At 50.3% G+C, this 22,489-nt stretch carries 20 protein-coding genes; 12 read left to right on the top strand and 8 right to left on the bottom strand.

Annotation, left to right across the window (positions count from 1 at the left end):
* The first annotated feature begins 46 nt into the window (after nt 1–46).
* On the top strand, nt 47–1,546 hold the full coding sequence (locus EAS44_RS23060) for a DASS family sodium-coupled anion symporter (RefSeq protein ID WP_001304712.1): 1,500 nt from the start codon (nt 47–49) through the stop codon (nt 1,544–1,546).
* Nucleotides 1,547–1,557: 11 nt separating this feature from the next.
* Nucleotides 1,558–2,631 (top strand): Ldh family oxidoreductase, encoded by a 1,074-nt coding sequence (locus tag EAS44_RS23055; protein ID WP_001331850.1) that lies wholly within the window; start codon nt 1,558–1,560, stop codon nt 2,629–2,631.
* Here the strand turns inward: EAS44_RS23055 and EAS44_RS23050 are convergent.
* Both EAS44_RS23050 and EAS44_RS23045 read right to left on the bottom strand, forming a co-directional pair.
* Nucleotides 2,620–3,978 (bottom strand): sigma-54-dependent transcriptional regulator, encoded by a 1,359-nt coding sequence (locus EAS44_RS23050; protein ID WP_001060859.1) that lies wholly within the window; start codon nt 3,976–3,978, stop codon nt 2,620–2,622. The genes EAS44_RS23055 and EAS44_RS23050 overlap by 12 nt on opposite strands.
* Nucleotides 3,971–5,791, bottom strand: a complete 1,821-nt coding sequence (locus tag EAS44_RS23045; protein WP_000704415.1) for an ATP-binding protein — start codon at nt 5,789–5,791, stop codon at nt 3,971–3,973. Before EAS44_RS23045 ends, EAS44_RS23050 begins: the two co-directional genes overlap by 8 nt.
* A 276-nt stretch (nt 5,792–6,067) precedes the next feature.
* On the opposite strand from EAS44_RS23045, the gene aphA reads away from it, so the two are divergent.
* From aphA to yjbR, 3 genes are all read left to right on the top strand, one after another.
* Nucleotides 6,068–6,781 (top strand): acid phosphatase AphA, encoded by a 714-nt coding sequence (gene aphA / locus EAS44_RS23040; protein WP_001226933.1) that lies wholly within the window; start codon nt 6,068–6,070, stop codon nt 6,779–6,781.
* A 110-nt stretch (nt 6,782–6,891) separates the two neighbouring features.
* Nucleotides 6,892–7,308 carry a secondary thiamine-phosphate synthase enzyme YjbQ gene (gene yjbQ, locus EAS44_RS23035; protein ID WP_000270369.1) on the top strand — a complete coding sequence of 139 codons (417 nt, stop codon included), beginning with the start codon at nt 6,892–6,894 and terminating at the stop codon, nt 7,306–7,308.
* Nucleotides 7,309–7,311: 3 nt separating this feature from the next.
* The gene (gene yjbR, locus EAS44_RS23030) at nt 7,312–7,668 is read left to right on the top strand and encodes an MmcQ/YjbR family DNA-binding protein (protein ID WP_000155657.1); all 357 of its coding nucleotides are present in this window, start codon (nt 7,312–7,314) and stop codon (nt 7,666–7,668) included.
* Between the two features lie 34 nt (nt 7,669–7,702).
* On the opposite strand, the gene uvrA is transcribed toward yjbR, so the two are convergent.
* A complete protein-coding gene (uvrA, locus tag EAS44_RS23025; RefSeq protein ID WP_000357763.1) occupies nt 7,703–10,525 on the bottom strand; it encodes an excinuclease ABC subunit UvrA in 2,823 nt (940 codons plus the stop codon).
* Nucleotides 10,526–10,778: 253 nt separating this feature from the next.
* Here uvrA and ssb1 point away from each other — a divergent pair, with 253 nt between their 5' ends.
* Complete coding sequence (gene ssb1, locus EAS44_RS23020) at nt 10,779–11,315, top strand: single-stranded DNA-binding protein SSB1 (protein ID WP_000168305.1); 537 nt, start codon at nt 10,779–10,781, stop codon at nt 11,313–11,315.
* Between the two features lie 98 nt (nt 11,316–11,413).
* Here ssb1 and yjcB read toward each other — a convergent pair whose 3' ends face one another.
* Nucleotides 11,414–11,695 (bottom strand): YjcB family protein, encoded by a 282-nt coding sequence (gene yjcB, locus EAS44_RS23015; protein WP_001296643.1) that lies wholly within the window; start codon nt 11,693–11,695, stop codon nt 11,414–11,416.
* A 428-nt stretch (nt 11,696–12,123) separates the two neighbouring features.
* Here yjcB and pdeC point away from each other — a divergent pair, with 428 nt between their 5' ends.
* Nucleotides 12,124–13,710 (top strand): c-di-GMP phosphodiesterase PdeC, encoded by a 1,587-nt coding sequence (gene pdeC / locus EAS44_RS23010; RefSeq protein ID WP_001314348.1) that lies wholly within the window; start codon nt 12,124–12,126, stop codon nt 13,708–13,710.
* A 2-nt stretch (nt 13,711–13,712) separates the two neighbouring features.
* Here the strand turns inward: pdeC and soxS are convergent, their stop codons facing one another.
* Nucleotides 13,713–14,036: a superoxide response transcriptional regulator SoxS gene (soxS, locus tag EAS44_RS23005; RefSeq protein ID WP_000019358.1), complete on the bottom strand. Its 324-nt coding sequence runs from the start codon at nt 14,034–14,036 to the stop codon at nt 13,713–13,715.
* An 85-nt stretch (nt 14,037–14,121) separates the two neighbouring features.
* Here soxS and soxR point away from each other — a divergent pair, with 85 nt between their 5' ends.
* The 3 genes from soxR (at nt 14,122) to yjcE (ending at nt 18,282) form a co-directional block, all read left to right on the top strand.
* The gene (soxR, locus tag EAS44_RS23000; RefSeq protein ID WP_000412431.1) at nt 14,122–14,586 is read left to right on the top strand and encodes a redox-sensitive transcriptional activator SoxR; all 465 of its coding nucleotides are present in this window, start codon (nt 14,122–14,124) and stop codon (nt 14,584–14,586) included.
* 546 nt (nt 14,587–15,132) lie between these two features.
* The gene (ghxP, locus tag EAS44_RS22995) at nt 15,133–16,482 is read left to right on the top strand and encodes a guanine/hypoxanthine transporter GhxP (protein ID WP_000106892.1); all 1,350 of its coding nucleotides are present in this window, start codon (nt 15,133–15,135) and stop codon (nt 16,480–16,482) included.
* Between the two features lie 150 nt (nt 16,483–16,632).
* Nucleotides 16,633–18,282, top strand: a complete 1,650-nt coding sequence (gene yjcE, locus EAS44_RS22990; protein WP_000402206.1) for a Na+/H+ antiporter — start codon at nt 16,633–16,635, stop codon at nt 18,280–18,282.
* Between the two features lie 35 nt (nt 18,283–18,317).
* On the opposite strand, the gene EAS44_RS22985 is transcribed toward yjcE, so the two are convergent.
* Nucleotides 18,318–19,202, bottom strand: coding sequence for a LysR family transcriptional regulator (locus tag EAS44_RS22985; RefSeq protein WP_000354953.1), 885 nt, complete (start codon nt 19,200–19,202; stop codon nt 18,318–18,320).
* 103 nt (nt 19,203–19,305) lie between these two features.
* On the opposite strand from EAS44_RS22985, the gene EAS44_RS22980 reads away from it, so the two are divergent.
* Both EAS44_RS22980 and EAS44_RS22975 read left to right on the top strand, forming a co-directional pair.
* Nucleotides 19,306–19,716, top strand: coding sequence for a CidA/LrgA family protein (locus EAS44_RS22980; protein ID WP_001143718.1), 411 nt, complete (start codon nt 19,306–19,308; stop codon nt 19,714–19,716).
* Nucleotides 19,709–20,398 (top strand): LrgB family protein, encoded by a 690-nt coding sequence (locus EAS44_RS22975; protein ID WP_001273402.1) that lies wholly within the window; start codon nt 19,709–19,711, stop codon nt 20,396–20,398. Before EAS44_RS22980 ends, EAS44_RS22975 begins: the two co-directional genes overlap by 8 nt.
* 38 nt (nt 20,399–20,436) lie before the next feature.
* On the opposite strand, the gene actP is transcribed toward EAS44_RS22975, so the two are convergent.
* Nucleotides 20,437–22,086, bottom strand: coding sequence for a cation/acetate symporter ActP (gene actP / locus EAS44_RS22970; protein ID WP_000832549.1), 1,650 nt, complete (start codon nt 22,084–22,086; stop codon nt 20,437–20,439).
* Nucleotides 22,083–22,397, bottom strand: a complete 315-nt coding sequence (gene yjcH, locus EAS44_RS22965; RefSeq protein ID WP_001296646.1) for a DUF485 domain-containing protein — start codon at nt 22,395–22,397, stop codon at nt 22,083–22,085. The genes actP and yjcH overlap by 4 nt, the downstream gene beginning before the upstream one ends.
* Nucleotides 22,398–22,489: the final 92 nt, after the last annotated feature.

Raw genomic sequence — 22,489 nt, 5'->3', positions numbered from 1 at the left:
CCTGCAATAGCCAGGCAGGTTTTTTATTTTTCACAATGAGGTGAATATGTCATCAATATCCCATGGCGCACCACAAAAGCGTCGAATTATCCCTAATCCCGGCCTGTGGTTGGCGATCATTGCCGGAATTATTATTACCCTTCTGCCACTGGGCGATACCTTGCCCGTCGCCGGACAAAATATGATCGCCATTCTGGTGTTTGCCATTATTGTCTGGATCAGCGAAGCGATGGATTACACCGCCAGTGCAATTGTTATTTCCGCACTGATTATCTTTATGGTTGGTTTTGCCCCGGATATGAATCACCCGGACACGATCCTTGGCACCGCGAAAGCGCTGAAAATGACTCTGTCGGGTTTTTCTAATTCTGCTCTGGCGCTGGTGGCAGCAGCAATGTTTATCGCGGCGGCAATGACCATTACCGGGCTGGATAAACGCATTGCGCTGTTTACTATGTCGAAAATAGGTGCCAGCAGCCGCAGCATTATTATCGGTGCCATTGTGGTGACCATCGTCCTGAGCCTGGTTGTACCCAGTGCCACTGCCCGTACGGCTTGCGTGGTGCCGATTATGATGGGGGTCATTGCGGCATTTAAGGTGGATAAACATTCACGTTTAGCGGCGTCAATGATGATTGTTATCGCCCAGGCGACCAGTATCTGGAACGTTGGTATTCAAACTTCGGCGGCGCAAAACCTGCTTTCTATCGGTTTTATCAATAAAACTTTCGGCGCCGGGCATTCTGTCAGCTGGCTTGACTGGCTGTTAGCGGGCGCGCCCTGGAGCCTCACCATGTCGGTGATCCTCTATTTCCTCGCACGTAAATTGTTGCCGCCAGAAACGGAAGCTGTTGAAGGGGGGAGCGAGGCCATTAAAAAAGCACTCGCAGAGTTAGGGCCAACCACCGGTAAAGAAAAACGCTTGATCGGTATTTCGCTATTGTTACTGCTCTTTTGGTCTACTGGCGGAAAATTACACAGTATTGATACCACCTCTGTCACCCTTGCCGGACTGGCGATTATGTTGCTGCCAGGCATCGGTGTAATGAGCTGGAAAGAGGTCGAAAAACGTGTGCAGTGGGGCACGTTGCTGATGTTTGGTATTGGTATCAGCCTGGGGTCCACGCTGCTTGATACGCAGGCAGCTTCATGGATGGCGAACTATGTGGTGAAAGGTTTTGGTCTTGATGGCTTGCCATCATTAGCCATCTTCGCGATTCTCGCCGCTTTCTTGATAATTATTCACCTGGGGTTTGCCAGTGCCACTGCGCTAACTGCCGCATTGCTGCCCATCCTGATTAGCCTGTTAAGCAGTCTGCCGCCAGAACTCGGCGTTAACCCGGTCGGCATGACCATTCTGCTCGCCTTCAGTGTCAGTTTTGGCTTCATCCTGCCGATTAACGCGCCACAAAATATGGTGTGTATGGGTACGGATACCTTCACGCCACGCCAGTTTACCCGTGTGGGACTGTACCTGACGGTAATCGGCTACCTGTTGTTGCTACTGTTTGCCGCCACCTGGTGGAAAATTTTAGGTCTAATGTGAGGAAACCAACGATGTCATTACAAATTGCTGTTGAAAAAGTGCGTTGGTTAGCTGCCGGGCTGCTGGAACTTAATGGCTGTGATGCCGATATCGCTCAGGATGTGGCGGAACATATGATTGAAGCGGAACGTTATGGCTTTGCCAGCCACGGCGTCACGCTGCTACCGAAATATCTGGAAAATATCGCTCGTGGCGATGTAACCGCGAATGCCCGCCCGGAATGCTTAACAAGTGAAGGTAATTTACAACGTTTTCATGCCCACAATGGCTTTGGTCAACACGCCGGAAAAGTGGCGGTAAATGCTGCCATCGAACAAGCAAAACACCGCGGTTTTTGCCTGTTAACGTTGTGCCATGCGCATCATTTAGGGCGTATGGGGCATTACGGGCAAATGGTTGCTGATCAAGGCCTGGCGATGCTGGCCATGAGTAACGTCACCGGGCGTCCGGCACTGGTCGCCCCGTGGGGCGGTGCGGAACCGCGTATGACCACTAACCCTTTCTGCTTTGCCTGGCCGTTCAGTGATGGGCGTCCGCCGATTCTGGTTGATTTTGCCACCAGTAGCATGGCGCTAAATAAAGCACGGGTAATGTCGTCCACCGGGAAGCAGGCCGCGCCGGGACAATTGATCGATGCACAGGGGAATCCAAGCAATGATCCTGGGGTGTTATTCAGCAATCCTCCAGGGGCGTTACTGCCATTTGGTGAGCATAAAGGATTTGGCCTGGCACTGATGATTGAAATGATGGCGGGGATCTTATCTGGTGGTGACACGATCGCCGAAGATCATCAGACGGATGGATCTGCGCATAATCATCTTTTTGCGTTGATTATCGATCCTGATCAATTCACCGATCTGGCAGGGGAGAAAGGGCAGTTCTTTGCGGATTATCTGTTAGCTACGCAGCCTCAACCTGGCGGCAATCCGGTGATTTACCCCGGTATGCCAGAAGCTGCCAACCGGGAACGCAATGCGAAGATGATTACGATCCCGGTATCATTCTGGTCCTGGATAGTTGAACATTACGCCCGCAAAGGTATCGATTTGGGGTTACATCCTCAGGAATCAGCATTAGCTGGATGATTCTGGTCGATAAACTTGCGGTTGAATCTGATGTTTGTTGAGTTTGTCATATAAAGTCTTGCGCGGCAGCTGTAATAGCCGCGCTGTCAAACTGACTTGGCCTTCCGTTTGTCGCAGCATATCTTCGATTAACTTTTTCTCGAAAGCATCAATGCAGGCGGTAAGGCCACTCTCTTCTTGCTGAGTCATTGGCACTGGCTGGTGGTGGGTCAGTAAACCGAGAACAAAACGCTCTGCATTGTGTTTAAGTTCACGTACATTGCCAGGCCAACTTTGTGATTGCAACCAGGCCAGTAACATGGGAGAAATATCAGGCAGAGGACGATTATATTTTTGTGCCGCCTGACTGGCGAACCAGTAAAACAGTTCAGGGATATCTTCTCGTCGCTGGCGTAGAGGTGGAATATTCAAGCTAACCACATTCAGACGATAATAGAGATCGAGACGAAACAGATGTTCTTCGCTGCGACGCAGTAAATCTTCCTTGGTCGCTGCAATAACACGGCAATTCACCGGAATTAATTGATTGGCACCTAATCGTTCAATGGTTCTTTCCTGCAATACACGTAGCAGTTTTACCTGCATTCCTGATGGCATTCCCTCTATTTCATCGAGAAATAACGTACCACCATTTGCATGTTCAATTTTTCCAATACGCTTTTTAACCGCACCGGTAAATGCGCCCGCCTCATGACCAAATATTTCGCTTTCAAACAACGTTTCTGGTAAGCCTGCACAGTTTAAGGCAACAAACTGCCCCTGACGGCGGGTACTCCAGTGATGCAGCATTCTGGCGACGACTTCTTTACCACAACCTGTTTCACCATAAATAAGGACATCGGCACCGGTATCTGCGACATTAAGGATCATTTTACGCAGTTGTTGCATCTGCGGACTACGACCAATCAGCACCGGGCCATTTTCCTGTTGCAGATTCGCCAGTAATTGCTGATTTTCTAAAACCAATCGCCGTTTTTCTACCGCTCTGGCAATAATACTCAATAATTTATCTGAGCTACTTGGTTTCTCAATGAAATCGAATGCACCATTACGCATGGCATCCACCGCCATTTCCACGTCACCGTGTCCGGTAATTAAAATAACCGGAATTTTGCTATCCATTTCGTTGATGTAACTGAGGAGCTCTAGTCCTGATATTCCAGGTAACCTGACATCGGTCAGTATAATAATGTTGGCTTGACTTTGAATAAGGGGAATACTGTGTTCTGCATCGCAACAGGAAATAACACGATAACCAGCCAGCGTGAGCGTTTGTTCACAGGCAAAACGTACATCGTCACTATCCTCAATATAAACTATAGTAATTTCACTGGATTTATTATTCATGTTCTTCTCCCCATTCAGGCCAGGTTAATGTCATTACTGCGCCGCCTTCAGGATGATTACTGGCGTGGAGTGCGCCGTTCGAATTTCGGACAATTTCGCTGACTATTGCCAGTCCCAACCCCATTCCTCTACGTTTAGTGGTAAAAAATGGTTCAAATATGCGATCGACAACTTCAGGTGCAAAACCGCCACCGCTGTCTTTAATGGTAATAATAACTTTGTTATTTGCCTGGCGAATGGCGATATCCAGTCGTTTGTAAGAGCTACCTTCCATAGAATCTAAGGCGTTGCTAATTAAATTACTGAATATCTGTTCAAGACCGAGCTCATCGCAATTGACAAATAACGGCATGGATGGGGCTTTTATTCGTCGCTCAATGTTATTTTTCTCCATGCTGTGATTAAGTAACGCCACGGCGCTATACATCACTTTGATGACATCGGCAGAACCTTTAGGTACGCGATGGCGCGAGGCAAATGCTTTAAGTTCGGAAATGAGCTGCGTCATCCGCTCAATCACTGAAATAATGTGTTTCAGATTCTGTTCAACCTGCGGATACATCTCTTTTTTTAGCATAGTACGCGCGTTATCAGTAAGTGCGTGAATGGCGGCTAACGGTTGATTTTGTTCATGGGCAATTTCGGTTGCCATCTGTCCAAGCGCCGCCAGTTTGCTGGACTCTGCCAGTTCACTACGCGTAATTTGTAATACTTGTTCAGCCTGACTGCGCTCTTTTATCTCCTGTATTAATTTTTGATTGATCAATTCCAGGGCAGATGTACGCTCTTTAACCTGTTTTTCTAATGTTTCATTCGCCAGTGTTAATAATTGTTGTGCATGAGATCGCATTCTCCAGTATTTAATAAATAACAAAAACAGCAGGTAAATAATTAGTGTAATGACTAACGAAATAGCCCATGACCAGTACAGGTTATCTAAGGGGACCATAATTGTCATTTTCCAGTTAAATTCTGGAATGGCTATTTGTTGCGTATAATATTGCGGGAATAAACAGAGTTGTTCTTTTTTATCTTTCAGGAAAGTAAAATTGCTCACGGTATAACAGGGATAATAATCCGCCGGTAAAAGATTGTCGAGACTATATTGACGGGTAGATTGTAGTTTTTGTTTTGCCTGAACAGGTAACGGTTGCAGTGTTCGCATTCGCCATGGCGATTTTGAACTTAAAAATATAATCCCATGTTCATCATTCACGATAATATTTTCAGGACCTTCGGCCCATGCTTTTTCAATTTCATTAAGACTTATTTTTACTACTACAACACCGACAATTTTTCCTTTATCTTTTATACTTGTAGAGAGGAAGAATCCCGGTGTATTTGTAGTGCTACCAATACCGTAAAAGCGTCCATTTAAGCCAGACATGGCGTGTTTATAATAGGGGCGATAGCTATAATTTTGCCCTACATAGCTGCCGGGGTCCTGCCAGTTGCTAGAAGCGATGGCCTTACCTTGGGTATCCAGAATAAATATTGCTGCGGTTTTGAGTTGAGTATTGAAATGTGCAATTCGTTGATTGAGTTCGCTGGACGTCATATCGTCAGGCGTAATTACCGCCTGACGGATGATATGGTCTGTTGAGAGCATATAGGGTAAAACATAAAATTGCTCGATGGTGGAATATAATGTGGACTTATACATTTCAAGCCGCATTTTATCGGTACCGGACAAGGTATTAAAACGCAAGTGCAAAAAAGCGATTGAAACCGCGAGCATGATAAGAAAAAGTGAAATGCTTGTAATGTGAAATCGCCATTTGTTCTTAAATATATAATTCCACGATATTTTCATTCATCATCCATTGAATGCATTTATATTTATCATCAGTATATTCCCTGAACAATGTTTGCGAGAACCAAAAGAGTGCCATTGTGTGAATGTGTAAGCAGAATAACCGTGGCAATGTGTGGTTTATCGCACAGGTATTCCAAATGTGATCATGCTCTTTTTATGTGACAAATCCGCAGATAATCCTTCCTTTCCCCCGCGGTTGGCGTTATGGTCAGATGGTTTTTTCAACAAACGCACAATAATAAGTTTCAACTTACTGACTATTTAGGGAAAAATATGCGCAAGATCACACAGGCATTGAGTGCCGTTTGCTTATTGTTCGCTCTAAACAGTTCCGCTGTTGCCCTGGCCTCATCTCCTTCACCGCTTAATCCGGGTACTAACGTAGCCAAACTCGCTGAACAGGCGCCAATTCATTGGGTTTCGGTTGCACAAATTGAAAATAGCCTCGCAGGACGTCCGCCAATGGCGGTGGGGTTTGATATCGATGATACGGTACTTTTTTCCAGTCCGGGTTTCTGGCGCGGCAAAAAAACCTTCTCGCCAGAAAGCGAAGATTATCTGAAAAATCCTGTGTTCTGGGAAAAAATGAACAATGGCTGGGATGAATTCAGCATTCCAAAAGAGGTCGCTCGCCAGCTGATTGATATGCATGTACGCCGCGGTGACGCGATCTTCTTTGTGACTGGTCGTAGCCCGACCAAAACAGAAACGGTTTCAAAAACGCTGGCGGATAATTTTCATATTCCTGCCACCAACATGAATCCGGTGATCTTTGCGGGCGATAAGCCAGGTCAAAATACAAAATCGCAATGGCTGCAGGATAAAAATATCCGAATTTTTTATGGTGATTCCGATAACGATATTACCGCCGCACGCGATGTTGGCGCTCGTGGTATCCGCATTCTGCGCGCCTCCAACTCTACCTACAAACCCTTGCCACAAGCGGGTGCGTTTGGTGAAGAGGTGATCGTCAATTCAGAATACTGACAGAGCGGGAGAGCGTAATACTCTCCCGAATGCTGTTTTTTTAATCACACCTTTATCCTTTCGCTGTCTTGCTGCAAACTGATTAAGAGAGTTTTATCAAGGAGCAGCACATGTGGTATCAAAAGACGCTCACGCTTAGCGCCAAATCTCGTGGGTTTCATCTGGTAACGGATGAAATTCTGAATCAGCTGGCTGATATGCCGCGCGTTAACATCGGTTTACTGCATCTGTTGCTGCAACATACCTCCGCCTCTCTGACACTTAATGAGAACTGCGATCCCACCGTACGCCACGACATGGAGCGTTTTTTCCTCCGCGCCGTTCCCGATAACGGAAATTATGAGCATGACTATGAGGGAGCAGACGATATGCCTTCTCATATCAAATCCTCAATGCTGGGAACATCGCTTGTATTGCCGGTGCATAAAGGGCGTATTCAGACCGGCACCTGGCAAGGCATCTGGCTGGGGGAACATCGCATCCACGGCGGATCGCGTCGCATCATCGCGACACTACAAGGGGAGTGAAAAATGACCATTTCGGAGTTGCTACAATATTGCATGGCAAAACCAGGCGCAGAACAGAGCGTGCATAACGACTGGAAAGCGACGCAGATCAAAGTGGAAGATGTGCTGTTTGCGATGGTGAAAGAAGTAGAAAATCGCCCAGCTGTTTCGCTGAAAACCAGCCCGGAGCTGGCGGAGCTGCTACGTCAGCAGCACAGCGATGTGCGTCCAAGCCGCCATCTGAATAAAGCGCACTGGAGCACCGTGTATCTCGACGGTTCGCTGCCGGATTCGCAAATCTATTATCTGGTGGATGCGTCTTATCAGCAGGCGGTGAATTTGCTGCCGGAAGAAAAACGTAAATTGCTGGTGCAACTCTGAAAGAAGAAGGCCGCTCTGAAAGCGGCCTTAACGATTACAGCATCGGCTTGAGGAAGCGCGCCGTATGCGAAGCTTCGCACTCTGCGACGGTTTCTGGCGTACCGGAGACGAGGATTTCGCCGCCCCCACTGCCGCCTTCCGGTCCCAGGTCGACAATCCAGTCAGCGGTTTTGATCACGTCGAGATTGTGCTCAATTACCACAATGGTATTGCCCTGATCGCGCAGTTTATGCAGTACGTCGAGCAGTTGCTGAATATCGGCGAAGTGCAGACCGGTGGTCGGCTCGTCGAGAATATACAGCGTCTGCCCGGTGCCGCGTTTTGACAGCTCACGCGCCAGCTTCACGCGCTGGGCTTCACCACCAGAAAGTGTGGTTGCGGACTGCCCGAGGCGAATGTACGTCAGGCCAACGTCCATCAACGTTTGCAGCTTACGCGCCAGAGCTGGCACCGCATCAAAGAACTCACGCGCCTCTTCGATGGTCATATCCAGCACTTCGTGGATGGTTTTGCCTTTGTACTTAATCTCCAGCGTTTCACGGTTATAGCGTTTGCCTTTGCACTGGTCGCACGGTACGTAAATGTCCGGCAGGAAGTGCATCTCCACTTTGATCACGCCGTCGCCCTGACAGGCCTCGCAGCGTCCGCCACGGACGTTAAAGCTGAAACGTCCTGGCGTATAGCCGCGCGCACGGGATTCCGGTACGCCCGCAAACAGTTCGCGCACAGGTGTAAACACGCCGGTATAGGTCGCCGGGTTAGAACGCGGAGTACGACCAATTGGGCTTTGGTCGATATCGATCACTTTATCGAAATGCTCCAGTCCCTGAATATCGCGATACGGTGCCGGTTCGGCGATGGTCGCACCATTCAACTGGCGTTGGGCAATCGGGAACAGTGTGTCGTTAATCAGCGTCGATTTACCGGAACCTGAAACCCCTGTGATGCAGGTAAACAGACCTACCGGCAGCGTCAGCGTCACGTCTTTCAGGTTGTTGCCGCGTGCGCCCGTCAGTTTCAGCACTTTTTCTGGATTGGCGGGTACGCGTTTCTTCGGCACCTCAATCTTGCGTTTACCGCTCATGTACTGCCCGGTCAACGACTCAGGCACCGCCATAATCGCTTCCAGTGGACCTTCCGCGACCACTTCACCGCCGTGAACACCCGCACCCGGACCGATATCGATCACATGATCAGCGGCGCGAATCGCGTCTTCGTCGTGCTCCACCACAATCACGGTATTACCGAGATCGCGCAGATGGATAAGCGTACCCAACAGGCGCTCGTTATCGCGCTGGTGCAGGCCGATAGACGGCTCATCCAGCACGTACATCACGCCAACCAGGCCTGCACCAATCTGGCTCGCCAGACGAATACGCTGGGCTTCACCGCCGGAAAGTGTCTCTGCTGAGCGGGAAAGTGTCAGGTAATTCAGGCCGACGTTAACGAGGAATTTCAGACGATCGCCGATCTCTTTAAGGATTTTTTCTGCAATCTTCGCCCGCTGACCTGCGAGTTTGAGATTGTTGAAGAATTCCATCGCATGACCGATGCTCATGTCGGAGATGGCGGGCAGCGGCGTATTCTCGACATACACGTGGCGTGCTTCCCGACGCAGACGGGTTCCTTCGCAGCTGGCGCACGGACGATTGCTGATAAACTTGGCTAATTCTTCACGTACCGCGCTGGATTCCGTCTCTTTATAACGGCGCTCCATATTGTGCAGCACGCCTTCGAACGGATGACGACGAATGGAGGTATCGCCACGATCGTTCATGTATTTGAATTCAATGTTTTCTTTGCCAGAACCGTACAACACCACTTTATGCACGTTCGCGCTCAGGCTGCCCCACGGCGCTTCGACGTCGAACTTATAGTGATCTGCCAGCGATTTCAGCATCTGGAAATAATAGAAGTTGCGGCGATCCCAGCCACGGATCGCACCGCCAGCCAGCGACAATTCCGGATTCTGGATCACGCGGTCAGGATCGAAATATTGCTGTACGCCAAGACCGTCACAGGTCGGGCAGGCTCCCGCCGGGTTGTTAAATGAAAACAGGCGAGGTTCCAGCTCGCGCATACTGTAACCGCAAATCGGGCAGGCAAAGTTGGCGGAGAACAGCAGCTCTTCCGCTTTCGGGTCGTCCATATCCGCCACTACCGCGGTACCACCGGAAAGCTCCAGCGCGGTTTCAAACGACTCGGCAAGACGTTGGGTAAGATCGTCACGCACTTTGAAGCGATCAACCACCACTTCAATGGTATGTTTCTTTTGCAGTTCCAGTTTCGGCGGATCGGAAAGATCGCAGACTTCGCCATCAATACGAGCACGGATGTAACCCTGGCTTGCCAGGTTCTCCAGCGTTTTGGTGTGTTCGCCTTTGCGCTCTTTAATGATTGGCGCGAGCAGCATCAGACGCTTGCCTTCCGGCTGGGACAACACGTTATCCACCATCTGACTGACGGTTTGCGCCGCCAGCGGTACATCGTGGTCCGGGCAGCGCGGCTCACCAACGCGAGCGTACAGCAGACGCAAATAGTCGTGGATTTCGGTGATTGTCCCCACCGTAGAGCGCGGGTTATGAGACGTCGATTTCTGCTCAATTGAGATGGCAGGAGAAAGCCCTTCAATATGGTCGACGTCCGGCTTCTCCATCAGTGACAGAAACTGCCGCGCGTAGGCGGAAAGGGATTCAACGTAACGGCGCTGCCCTTCGGCATATAAGGTGTCGAAAGCGAGCGAGGATTTGCCAGAACCCGAAAGCCCGGTCACGACAATAAGCTTGTCGCGGGGGATAACGAGGTTGATGTTTTTGAGATTATGGGTGCGGGCGCCCCGAACTTCGATCTTATCCATTCACCTTTCCCGGATTAAACGCTTTTTTGCCCGGTGGCATGGTGCTACCGGCGATCACAAACGGTTAATTATGACACAAATTAACCTGAATGAATATACAGTATTGGAATGCATTACCCGGAGTGTTGTGTAACAATGTCTGGCCAGGTTTGTTTCCCGGAACCGAGGTCACAACATAGTAAAAGCGCTATTGGTAATGGTACAATCGCGCGTTTACACTTATTCAGAACGATTTTTTTCAGGAGACACGAACATGGCCAGCAGAGGCGTAAACAAGGTTATTCTCGTTGGTAATCTGGGTCAGGACCCGGAAGTACGCTACATGCCAAATGGTGGCGCTGTTGCCAACATTACGCTGGCTACTTCCGAATCCTGGCGTGATAAAGCGACCGGCGAGATGAAAGAGCAGACTGAATGGCACCGCGTTGTGCTGTTCGGCAAACTGGCAGAAGTGGCCAGCGAATATCTGCGTAAAGGTTCTCAGGTTTATATCGAAGGCCAGCTGCGTACCCGCAAATGGACCGATCAATCCGGTCAGGATCGCTATACCACAGAAGTCGTGGTGAACGTTGGCGGCACCATGCAGATGCTGGGTGGTCGTCAGGGTGGTGGCGCTCCTGCAGGTGGCAATATCGGTGGTGGTCAGCCGCAGGGCGGTTGGGGTCAGCCTCAGCAGCCGCAGGGTGGCAATCAGTTCAGCGGCGGCGCGCAGTCTCGCCCGCAGCAGTCCGCTCCGGCAGCGCCGTCTAACGAGCCGCCGATGGACTTTGATGACGATATTCCGTTCTGATTTGTCTTTAAAACAATAGGGTATATTGTTTTAAGGTGGATGATTAAAGCATCTGCCAGCCATAAAAAAGAAGCCTCCGTTATGGAGGCTTCTACATATCAAGTCAAAATCATTGGCCATTGTGGCGGTGTCTGATTCATCTCTTCTATCATCACCGACTCGATGTTGTGCCAGATGGCGGTGATATCCGCCATTGTGATGCCAAGCAACCCCATTGCGAACCAGCAGGCGGAAACTACGCCCAGACCGCTGCTGATCACTGCAAGCCCGACATAATCAGCCCGACGAAAACGGATGTTGAGCGTGCTAGCCAGAAACATCATTACGGCACTAAGAAGTTGCCAGCGAAGAAGAACCACGCCAGTGGTGAGGGTAGCCATCAAACAATTCCTCGGAAAAGAGCTGATGCCCTGGACAGCGCGGCGTTGTTCACGGGAGGCGTGATACACTCTGGCTATCGCGGGGCTTGCAGAACACAAAAATGAAACACTCTGTTTGTTTCATGAATTTTGTGAACTATATCACAATTGGTTGTTTGTTAGCCAGATTAGGCCGTGACTTTTATTGCCGTACAGATTATGTGTTTTTTCAGCGGCATTAAGGGTATATCTTCCCGCCGCCTCTGCATTCCTGAAGGTGATTAATTTTTAAGATCAATGAATTATCGTCATCCTGGTGACGATTAAAAAGGTCTCAATTTTATATCAGGCAAAAGTGCTATTTATACCGTAAGATTTATCTAAAGACGTCGGTAGCCAGGGTTTCACCTTGCAATAACCGGGTATAAACAGGCAGGGAATTGATAGCAATGAGTCATCGTGCACGACACCAATTACTGGCGTTTCCGGGCATTATCTTTTTAGTTCTCTTTCCCATCATTCTGTCGCTATGGATTGCCTTCTTTTGGGCAAAATCAGAAGTGAATAATCAGCTCCGAACCTTTGCTCAGCTGGCGTTGGATAAATCTGAGCTGGTCATTCGTCAGGCAGATTTAGTGAGCGATGCAGCTGAACGCTATCAGGGGCAAGTTTGCACTCCAGCCCATCAAAAGCGAATGTTGAATATTATTCGTGGCTATCTTTATATTAATGAATTGATTTATGCTCGTGATAACCATTTTTTATGCTCATCGCTGATAGCGTCTGTAAATGGCTATACGATTGCACCGGCCGATTATAAGCGCGAACCTAACGTTTCTATCTATTATTACCGTGATACGCCTTTTTTCTCTGGCTATAAAATGACCTACATGCAGCGGGGAAATTATGTGGCGGTTATCAACCCTCTCTTCTGGAGTGAAGTGATGTCTGATGATCCGACATTGCAATGGGGAGTGTATGATACGGTGACGAAAACCTTTTTCTCGTTAAGCAACGAGGCCTCGGCAGCAACGTTTTCTCCGCTGATTCATTTGAATGATTTAACCGTACAACGAAATGGCTATTTATATGCGACAGTTTATTCGACAAAACGCCCAATTGCAGCCATTGTTGCGACTTCATATCAACGTCTTATAACTCATTTTTATAATCATCTTATTTTTGCGTTGCCCGCCGGTATTTTGGGGAGTCTTGTTCTGCTATTACTCTGGCTACGTATTCGACAAAACTATTTGTCTCCCAAACGCAAATTGCAACGCGCCCTCGAAAAACATCAACTTTGCCTTTATTACCAGCCAATAATCGATATCAAAACAGAAAAATGTATCGGCGCTGAAGCGTTGTTACGTTGGCCTGGTGAGCAGGGGCAAGTAATGAATCCGGCAGAGTTTATTCCGCTGGCAGAAAAGGAGGGGATGATCGAACAGGTAACTGATTATGTTATTGATAATGTCTTCCGTGATTTGGGCGCGTATCTGGCAACACATACCGATCGCTATGTTTCTATTAACCTGTCAGCCTCCGATTTTCATACCTCACGGTTGATAGCGCGAACCAATCAGAAAACAGAGCAACATGCGGTGCGTCCGCAGCAAATTAAATTTGAAGTGACTGAACATGCATTTCTTGATGTCGACAAAATGACGCCGATTATTCTGGCTTTCCGCAAGGCCGGTTACGAAGTGGCAATTGATGATTTTGGTATTGGCTACTCTAACTTGCATAACCTTAAATCATTGAATGTCGATATTTTGAAAATCGATAAATCGTTTGTTGAGACGCTGACCACCCACAAAACCAGTCATTTGATTGCGGAACACATCATCGAGCTGGCGCACAGCCTGGGGTTAAAAACGATCGCTGAAGGTGTCGAAACTGAGGCGCAGGTTAACTGGCTGCGCAAACGCGGCGTGCGCTATTGCCAGGGATGGTTCTTCGCGAAGGCGATGCCGCCGCAGGTGTTTATGCAATGGATGGAGCAATTACCCGCGCGGGAGTTAACGCGCGGGCAATAAAACTACAGGCGGTGGCGATAATCGCTGGGAGTGCGATCAAACTGCCGACGGAAAACGCGGGAGAAGGTCTGCTGAGAGACATAACCCAGGTCCATTGCGATATCAAAAATCGGACGCTCGGTGGTGCGCAACTCAACGGCGGCCAGTAACAGACGGCGCTGGCGAATGTAATCGCCAAGCGTCTGATGCGTCACCGTGCGGAACATCCGTTGCAAGTACCACTTTGAATAGCCAGATTTTTTTGCGACGACATCAATGTTAAGCGGCTGGTCAATATGCTCGTCAATCCATGCGATAAGATCCTGAATAATTTTCTGATGGGACATAAATCTGCCTCTTTTCAGTGTTCAGTTCGTTAATTCATCTGTTGGGGAGTATAATTCCTCAAGTTAACTTGAGGTAAAGCGATTTATGGAAAAGAAATTACCCCGCATTAAAGCGCTGCTAACCCCCGGCGAAGTGGCGAAACGCAGCGGTGTGGCGGTATCGGCGCTGCATTTCTATGAAAGCAAAGGGTTGATTACCAGTATCCGTAATAGCGGCAATCAGCGGCGATATAAACGTGATGTGTTGCGATATGTCGCAATTATCAAAATTGCTCAGCGTATTGGCATTCCGCTCGCAACCATTCGTGAAGCGTTTGGCGTGTTGCCAGAAGGGCATACGTTAAGTGCGAAAGAGTGGAAACAGCTTTCGTCCCAATGGCGAGAAGAGTTGGATCGGCGCATTCATACCTTAGTGGCGCTGCGTGACGAACTGGATGGATGTATTGGTTGTGGCTGCCTTTCGCGCAGTGATTGCCCGTTGCGTAACCCGGGCGACCGATTAGGAGAAGAAGGTACCGGCGCACGCTTACTGGAAGATGAACAAAACTAAAGCGCCACAAGGGCGCTTTAGTTTGTTTTCCGGTCTTTGTCTTTCTCTCTATCCCGCTGGTACACAGGAGGGTTTCCCCCGACGTCAACACACCTCATTCGAGCACGTGGTGGAGGTTCCGGTTGGTGTTGATGCTTTAATTGTATGTTACCGGCGTTTCTTCGCCAGTGTAAAAGTACACTTTTTAGCCGCAATATTTTTGTCATCTCAGACGATTTTTTATCGCAATCCTGAACGGTATACGGCTCGATAACGCTGCAATCTTGCGCATCGACGATAACGTTTGCGCATCAATTGCCTGGTTTTTCATCGTCAAGACAATAAAAGAGAAAAAAGCAGCAAACTTCGGTTGAAAAAGCCGCTATGATCGCCGGATAATCGTTTGCTTTTTTTACCACCCGTTTTGTATGCGCGGAGCTAAACGTTTGCTTTTTTTGCGACGCAGCAAATTGTCGCAAACCTGGAGCAGGAAGATAACGTTTCGCTGGCAGGGGATTGTCCGCCACGCATCTTGACGAAAATTAAACTCTCAGGGGATGTTTTCTTATGTCTACGCCATCAGCGCGTACCGGCGGTTCACTCGACGCCTGGTTTAAAATTTCACAACGTGGAAGCACTGTCCGTCAGGAAGTGGTTGCCGGGTTAACAACGTTTCTGGCGATGGTCTACTCGGTTATCGTCGTTCCAGGCATGCTGGGTAAAGCGGGCTTCCCGCCTGCGGCAGTTTTCGTTGCAACCTGTCTGGTTGCCGGACTCGGTTCTATCGTGATGGGTCTGTGGGCTAATCTGCCGTTGGCGATTGGTTGCGCCATCTCTCTGACGGCGTTTACCGCATTCAGTCTGGTGCTGGGGCAACATATTAGCGTACCTGTCGCGCTGGGTGCCGTGTTCCTGATGGGGGTGCTGTTTACGGTAATTTCTGCCACGGGTATCCGTAGCTGGATTTTGCGCAACTTGCCGCACGGTGTGGCGCACGGCACGGGGATTGGTATCGGTCTGTTCCTGCTGCTGATTGCTGCTAATGGTGTCGGTCTGGTGATTAAAAACCCACTTGATGGTCTGCCCGTCGCGCTGGGGGATTTCACGACCTTTCCGGTGATGATGTCGTTGGTGGGGCTGGCAGTGATTATCGGCCTGGAAAAACTGAAAGTCCCTGGTGGCATTCTGCTGACCATTATCGGTATCTCAATTGTCGGTTTGATCTTCGATCCTAACGTCCATTTCTCCGGCGTTTTCGCCATGCCTTCATTGAGCGATGAAAACGGCAATTCACTGATTGGCAGCCTGGACATTATGGGTGCGCTGAATCCTGTAGTCCTGCCAAGTGTTCTGGCACTGGTGATGACGGCAGTATTTGATGCCACCGGAACTATCCGTGCCGTCGCCGGTCAGGCGAACCTGCTGGATAAAGATGGGCAGATCATCGACGGCGGGAAAGCACTGACCACCGACTCCATGAGCAGCGTTTTTTCTGGCCTCGTGGGTGCAGCTCCGGCAGCGGTATACATCGAGTCTGCGGCGGGTACGGCGGCGGGCGGTAAAACCGGTTTGACGGCTATCACCGTTGGCGTGCTGTTCCTGCTGATTCTGTTCCTCTCTCCGCTCTCTTACCTCGTTCCGGGGTACGCAACGGCTCCGGCGCTGATGTACGTTGGCCTGCTGATGCTGAGCAACGTGGCGAAAATCGACTTTGCTGATTTTGTTGATGCGATGGCGGGTCTGGTTACGGCGGTATTCATCGTGCTGACCTGTAACATCGTAACAGGCATCATGATTGGCTTCGCGACTCTGGTGATTGGTCGTCTGGTTTCCGGCGAATGGCGCAAGTTGAACATCGGTACGGTCGTTATTGCCGTGGCGCTGGTGACCTTCTATGCGGGTGGCTGGGCTATCTAATCTTACATAGGATTCTGAAAACGGGTGGCAATGGCTGCCCGTTTTTATTTTCTCCGCACATTGTGTGAGCTTTTGCGATATTCTGAAAAAATGAGAATTCAGGCATAACGCCTTTCTCAGATCATAAAAAACATCGCAAACAGGGAACGCATGGAAATCTTCTTCACCATACTGATAATGACCCTCGTGGTCTCGCTGTCCGGGGTGGTCACTCGTGTCATGCCCTTTCAGATCCCGCTTCCGCTTATGCAAATCGCCATCGGTGCGCTACTGGCGTGGCCGACGTTTGGTTTGCATGTGGAGTTTGATCCTGAACTCTTTTTAGTCTTGTTTATCCCGCCGTTGCTGTTCGCTGATGGCTGGAAAACGCCGACCCGTGAATTTCTCGAACATGGGCGAGAGATTTTCGGCCTCGCGCTGGCGCTGGTGGTGGTCACCGTGGTCGGCATTGGCTTCCTTATTTACTGGGTGGTGCCGGGCATTCCGCTGATCCCCGCCTTTGCGCTGGCTGCGGTGCTTTCTCCGACCGATGCTGTAGCGCTCTCCGGGATTGTTGGCGAGGGGCGCATCCCGAAAAAAATCATGGGCATTTTGCAGGGCGAAGCGTTGATGAATGACGCCTCCGGCCTGGTGTCGTTGAAGTTTGCCGTGGCAGTGGCGATGGGGACAATGATCTTCACCGTCGGCGGTGCGACGGTCGAATTTATGAAAGTGGCAATAGGCGGTATTCTCGCCGGTTTTGTGGTGAGCTGGCTGTATGGTCGCTCGCTGCGATTCCTCAGCCGCTGGGGCGGTGATGAACCCGCGACGCAGATCGTTCTGCTGTTCTTGCTGCCATTCGCTTCTTATCTGATTGCGGAACATATTGGCGTTTCCGGCATCCTCGCTGCGGTTGCCGCCGGGATGACCATCACCCGCTCCGGTGTGATGCGCCGTGCGCCGCTGGCAATGCGCCTGCGCGCAAACAGCACCTGGGCGATGCTGGAATTTGTCTTTAACGGCATGGTGTTCCTGCTGTTAGGTCTGCAGTTGCCGGGGATTCTGGAGACGTCGCTGATGGCGGCAGAAATCGACCCTAACGTCGAAATCTGGATGCTGTTTACCGATATTATTCTGATATATGCGGCGCTGATGCTGGTCCGTTTCGGCTGGCTGTGGACGATGAAAAAGTTCAGCAACCGCTTCCTGAAGAAGAAGCCGATGGAGTTTGGTTCGTGGACTACACGAGAAATCCTGATCGCGTCTTTCGCCGGGGTGCGTGGGGCGATCACTCTGGCCGGTGTGCTCTCTATCCCGCTTCTCTTGCCGGATGGTAACGTCTTCCCTGCGCGCTATGAGTTGGTGTTCCTGGCGGCTGGCGTCATTCTCTTCTCATTGTTTGTCGGCGTGGTGATGTTGCCTATTCTGCTACAACACATAGAAGTCGCGGACCATTCGCAACAATTGAAAGAGGAACGTATTGCACGAGCGGCAACGGCAGAAGTGGCGATTGTGGCGATCCAGAAAATGGAGGAGCGTCTGGCGGCGGATACCGAAGAGAATATCGATAACCAGCTGCTCACAGAGGTTAGTTCTCGCGTCATTGGTAACCTGCGTCGTCGCGCCGATGGACGTAATGATGTAGAAAGTTCAATCCTGGAAGAGAACCTGGAGCGTCGCTTCCGTCTGGCGGCATTGCGTTCTGAACGTGCTGAACTGTACCACCTGCGCGCCACGCGGGAGATCAGTAACGAAACGCTGCAAAAATTACTGCACGATCTCGATTTGCTTGAAGCGTTGCTGATTGAGGAAAATCAGTAATCTGCATGGTTGGCGGGCGAGCCCGCCAACCCGACTTACTCTGGCGTTAACCAGTATCCTTCACAACAGCTCAGCCACGCGTGGGCAGAGTGGGAAAGGTAAACGCCCTCACGCCAAATCATTCCTAATTTCCAGCTTAGTTCGCTTTCCAGCGGTAGCCATTTTAAGGTGTTTTTATCTAATCGCTGGCAAATGGGTTCCGGCAATATGGCTATTCCGACACCGGCCTGAACCATCGCGGCGAGAAAATCCCATTGCCCGCTGCGAACTGCAATTCTCGGCTTAACGCCATGTTCATCGAATAACTTCATCAATTGCTTACTTAAGGCAAAATCTTCGTTATAGATAAGTAGAGGATGTTCCGCCAATGTCTCCGGTGAGACGGCATCACATTCAAGCCATTTACCTGAATGTGGCGTCAGTACACATAGTGGATGACTAAACAGCGATAACGTTGTCAGGCCGCTTTCTTCTACTGGCAGGGCTGTCAGTGCCATATCCAGTTCACCGTTCATCACCGCTTGTTGTACCGTCAGACCACCAAACTCCGAAATTTTCAATTCTACGCCGGGGTAACGCTGGCGAAAAAGGCCAATCGGCCCGGCCATCAACATCCCAACCATCGGCGGGATTCCCAGCCGCAAAACGCCGGTTTTAAGCTGATTGATATCGCTAAGCTCAGCTTCCAGTTGCCGAAACTCAGCCAGTAAAGCCAGCCCGCGCTCAAATACGACGCGACCAGTATCAGTGAGAAGCAGCCGACGACCATCGCGGATCAACAATATACAGTTCAGCTCATCTTCGAGATTCTTCAGCATCTTGCTGATAGTTGGTTGGGTGACAAACAACTTCTCCGCTGCGCGGGTGAAGCTTTGCTGGCGCACGACTTCGACAAAATAACGCAGCGTTCTGATATCCATAACTATTCCCTTTGACTATACCTGCAATGATTTTAATTCATTTCAGTCAGGGGCGAGCGCTCTCTATACTTACCATTCTGTTTTATTTTCAGGATATCCTCTCATGCCCGTGGCGCTTCGCCGCATTACCCCTGCCGTAGTGCAATCTATCCAGGTATTTTTTCAGGTTGTGCTGTATGCAGGTTTATTTATTTTTGCGCAGTATCTCGTCTCCTGGCTGCATTTGCCGCTGCCTGCCAACCTGGTGGGGATGATCCTGATGCTGGCGCTGATTGTTTGTCGCATTCTTCCTCTGCAATGGGTTCGAGCCGGGGCGCGTTGGCTATTGGCCGAAATGTTGCTGTTTTTTGTCCCTGCCGTGGTGGCTGTGGTGAACTATGCACAACTATTACTGGTGGATGGCTGGCGTATTTTTGCTGTGATCGCGCTGAGTACGGTGATGGTGCTGGGCACGACTGCCTGGGTAGTGGAAAAAGTCTATCGCTATGAAATGCGCAGGTTAAACCGTGGCTAATTTTCAGCTAAGTATGCTCTGTCTGGCAATTACGCTAGTTATCTATTTTCTTAACAAACGCCTTTATCGCCGCTTTCGTAAATTGCCATTGATGCCTCTGGTGCTGACGCCTACGCTACTGGTTATGCTGCTGGTTTTTGGCAATATTTCCTGGCAAAACTATATTGGCGAAGCGCACGGGTTACTATGGCTATTAGGTCCGGCCACCATCGCCTTTGCGGTACCAGTGTATGACAATCGGGCGATCATTAAGCGTCACTGGATGTCGTTGACGGCAGGCGTACTGACGGCAACGGTGGTGGCAGTGACCAGCTCAGTGTGGCTGGCGCGATTGTTTACCCTGCCAGATGAGATCCAGCGTAGCCTGGCGGTGCGTTCGGTCACTACGCCATTTGCTTTGGCAGCGAGCCAGTCGCTCGGCGGACAGCCTGATCTGGTGGCGCTGTTTGTGGTGGTCACCGGTGTGTTTGGCATGGCGATTGGCGACGTGTTGTTTTTACGTCTCTCTATTCGCGAAGGGATGGCGAAAGGTGCTGGATTCGGCGCGGCATCTCATGGTGCCGGGACTGCGCGGTCATATGAACTGGGTCAACAAGAAGGCGTAGTTGCAAGCCTGGTCATGATGCTTTCAGGTGTATTGATGGTATTGGTTTCGCCGCTGGTGGCCAGGATGATGTTCTGAAGAAATTCCCCGATCAAGCGACCGGGGAAGGGGAGAGATTAATGCGCGCGGCCCTGCTCAACGCCAAAGCCAGTCTGGGAACGGATAAACTGCGCACGGAACAGTTCACGCTCGCGCGCACCTTCCGCTGAATTATCCGTTGCCGAGAATAACCAGATACCGAGGAATGCCACGCTGATAGAGAACAGCGCCGGGTATTCATACGGGAAGATGGCTTTTTCGTGACCGAGGATCTGTACCCAAATAGTCGGGCCGAGGATCATCAGCACCACCGCAGTAATCAGTCCTAACCAGCCGCCCAGCATTGCGCCACGGGTAGTCAGTTTCGACCAGTACATGGAAAGCAGAATGATCGGGAAGTTACAGCTCGCCGCGATGGCAAACGCCAGCCCCACCATAAAGGCGATGTTCTGATTCTCAAACAGCACGCCGAGGATAATGGCAATCACACCGAGGATCAGTACGGTGATTTTCGATACCCGCAGCTCTTCACGTTCGGTCGCACCTTTTTTGAAGACGTTAGCGTACAGGTCGTGAGACACCGCCGATGCGCCCGCCAGCGTCAGACCCGCAACCACCGCAAGAATGGTGGCGAAAGCAACCGCTGAAATAAAGCCGAGGAACAGGTTGCCGCCCACCGCATTGGCCAGGTGAACTGCTGCCATGTTGTTACCACCAATCAGATGGCCCGCCGCGTCTTTATATTCCGGATTCGCACCGACCAGCATGATCGCGCCAAAGCCGATAATAAAGGTCAGGATGTAGAAGTAGCCCATAAATCCGGTGGCGTAGAACACGCTCTTACGTGCTTCGCGGGCATCGCTGACCGTAAAGAAGCGCATCAGAATATGCGGCAAGCCCGCCGTACCAAACATCAGTCCTAGCCCCAAAGAGAGCGCGGAGATAGGATCTTTCACCAGCCCGCCCGGCTTCATGATGTCGACACCTTTCGGGTGTACCGCCATCGCTTCGCTGAACAGATTGTTGAAGCTAAAGCCGACGTGTTTCATCACCATAAAGGCCATAAAGCTGGCACCGAACAGCAACAGCACGGCTTTAATAATTTGTACCCAGGTGGTCGCCAGCATGCCGCCGAACAGGACGTACATCATCATCAGCACGCCGACCAGCACTACCGCAATGTGATAGTTAAGGCCAAACAGCAGCTCGATCAGTTTACCTGCGCCCACCATCTGGGCGATAAGGTAAAGCGCCACCACCACCAGAGAACCACAGGCTGAAAGAATACGAATCGGCCCTTGTTTCAGACGGTAAGAGGCCACATCGGCAAAGGTGTAGCGACCGAGGTTACGCAGACGTTCGGCGATCAGGAACAAAATGATCGGCCAGCCTACCAGGAAGCCTAGCGAGTAAATTAAGCCGTCATAGCCGGAGGTAAACACCAGCGCGGAGATCCCCAAGAATGAGGCGGCGGACATATAGTCCCCGGCAATCGCCAGCCCGTTCTGAAAACCGGTGATATTGCCGCCTGCGGTGTAGTAGTCATTACGCGAACGTACGCGTTTTGACGCCCAGTAGGTAATGCCGAGCGTAAACACGACGAAAATCAGGAACATAATAATCGCCTGCCAGTTCGTTGGCTGACGCTCTACGGCCCCGCTAATAGCATCCGCGGCGTTAGCTGCGAAAGGGAGTGTGGCGGCAAGCGCCGTCAGAACTCTTTTCATGATGCTTGTACCTCATGCAGGACTTCGTTATTAAGACGGTCGAATTCGCCGTTCGCCCGCCAGATGTAGATACCAGTGAGAACAAAGGAGATCACAATTACCCCGACACCGACTGGAATACCGCGTGTGACGCTGGTGTTCGGATTCAGCGGGGTGCCCAGCCAGCCGGGCGCGAAGGCGATCAGTAAAATAAAGCCGATATAAACTGCCAGCATAATAATCGACAGGATGGTGGCAAACCGTTGCCGTTTTTCGACTAACTCCCTGAAATGCGCATTGTCTTCTATCCGCTGATAAATCGTACCATTCATCACAGATTCTCCAGAGGTAATGTAGGGATTGTTTTAATTCCCGCTCCCTTATGGGAGAAGGTTAACGCTTGGGTAACCCTTGCCGAATGTAG

This window comes from Escherichia coli DSM 30083 = JCM 1649 = ATCC 11775, assembly GCF_003697165.2.
In the GTDB taxonomy this organism is placed as follows: domain Bacteria; phylum Pseudomonadota; class Gammaproteobacteria; order Enterobacterales; family Enterobacteriaceae; genus Escherichia; species Escherichia coli.
Note: the sequence above shows the minus strand (reverse complement) of the source record. Positions and strands in the feature narration are given on the sequence as shown.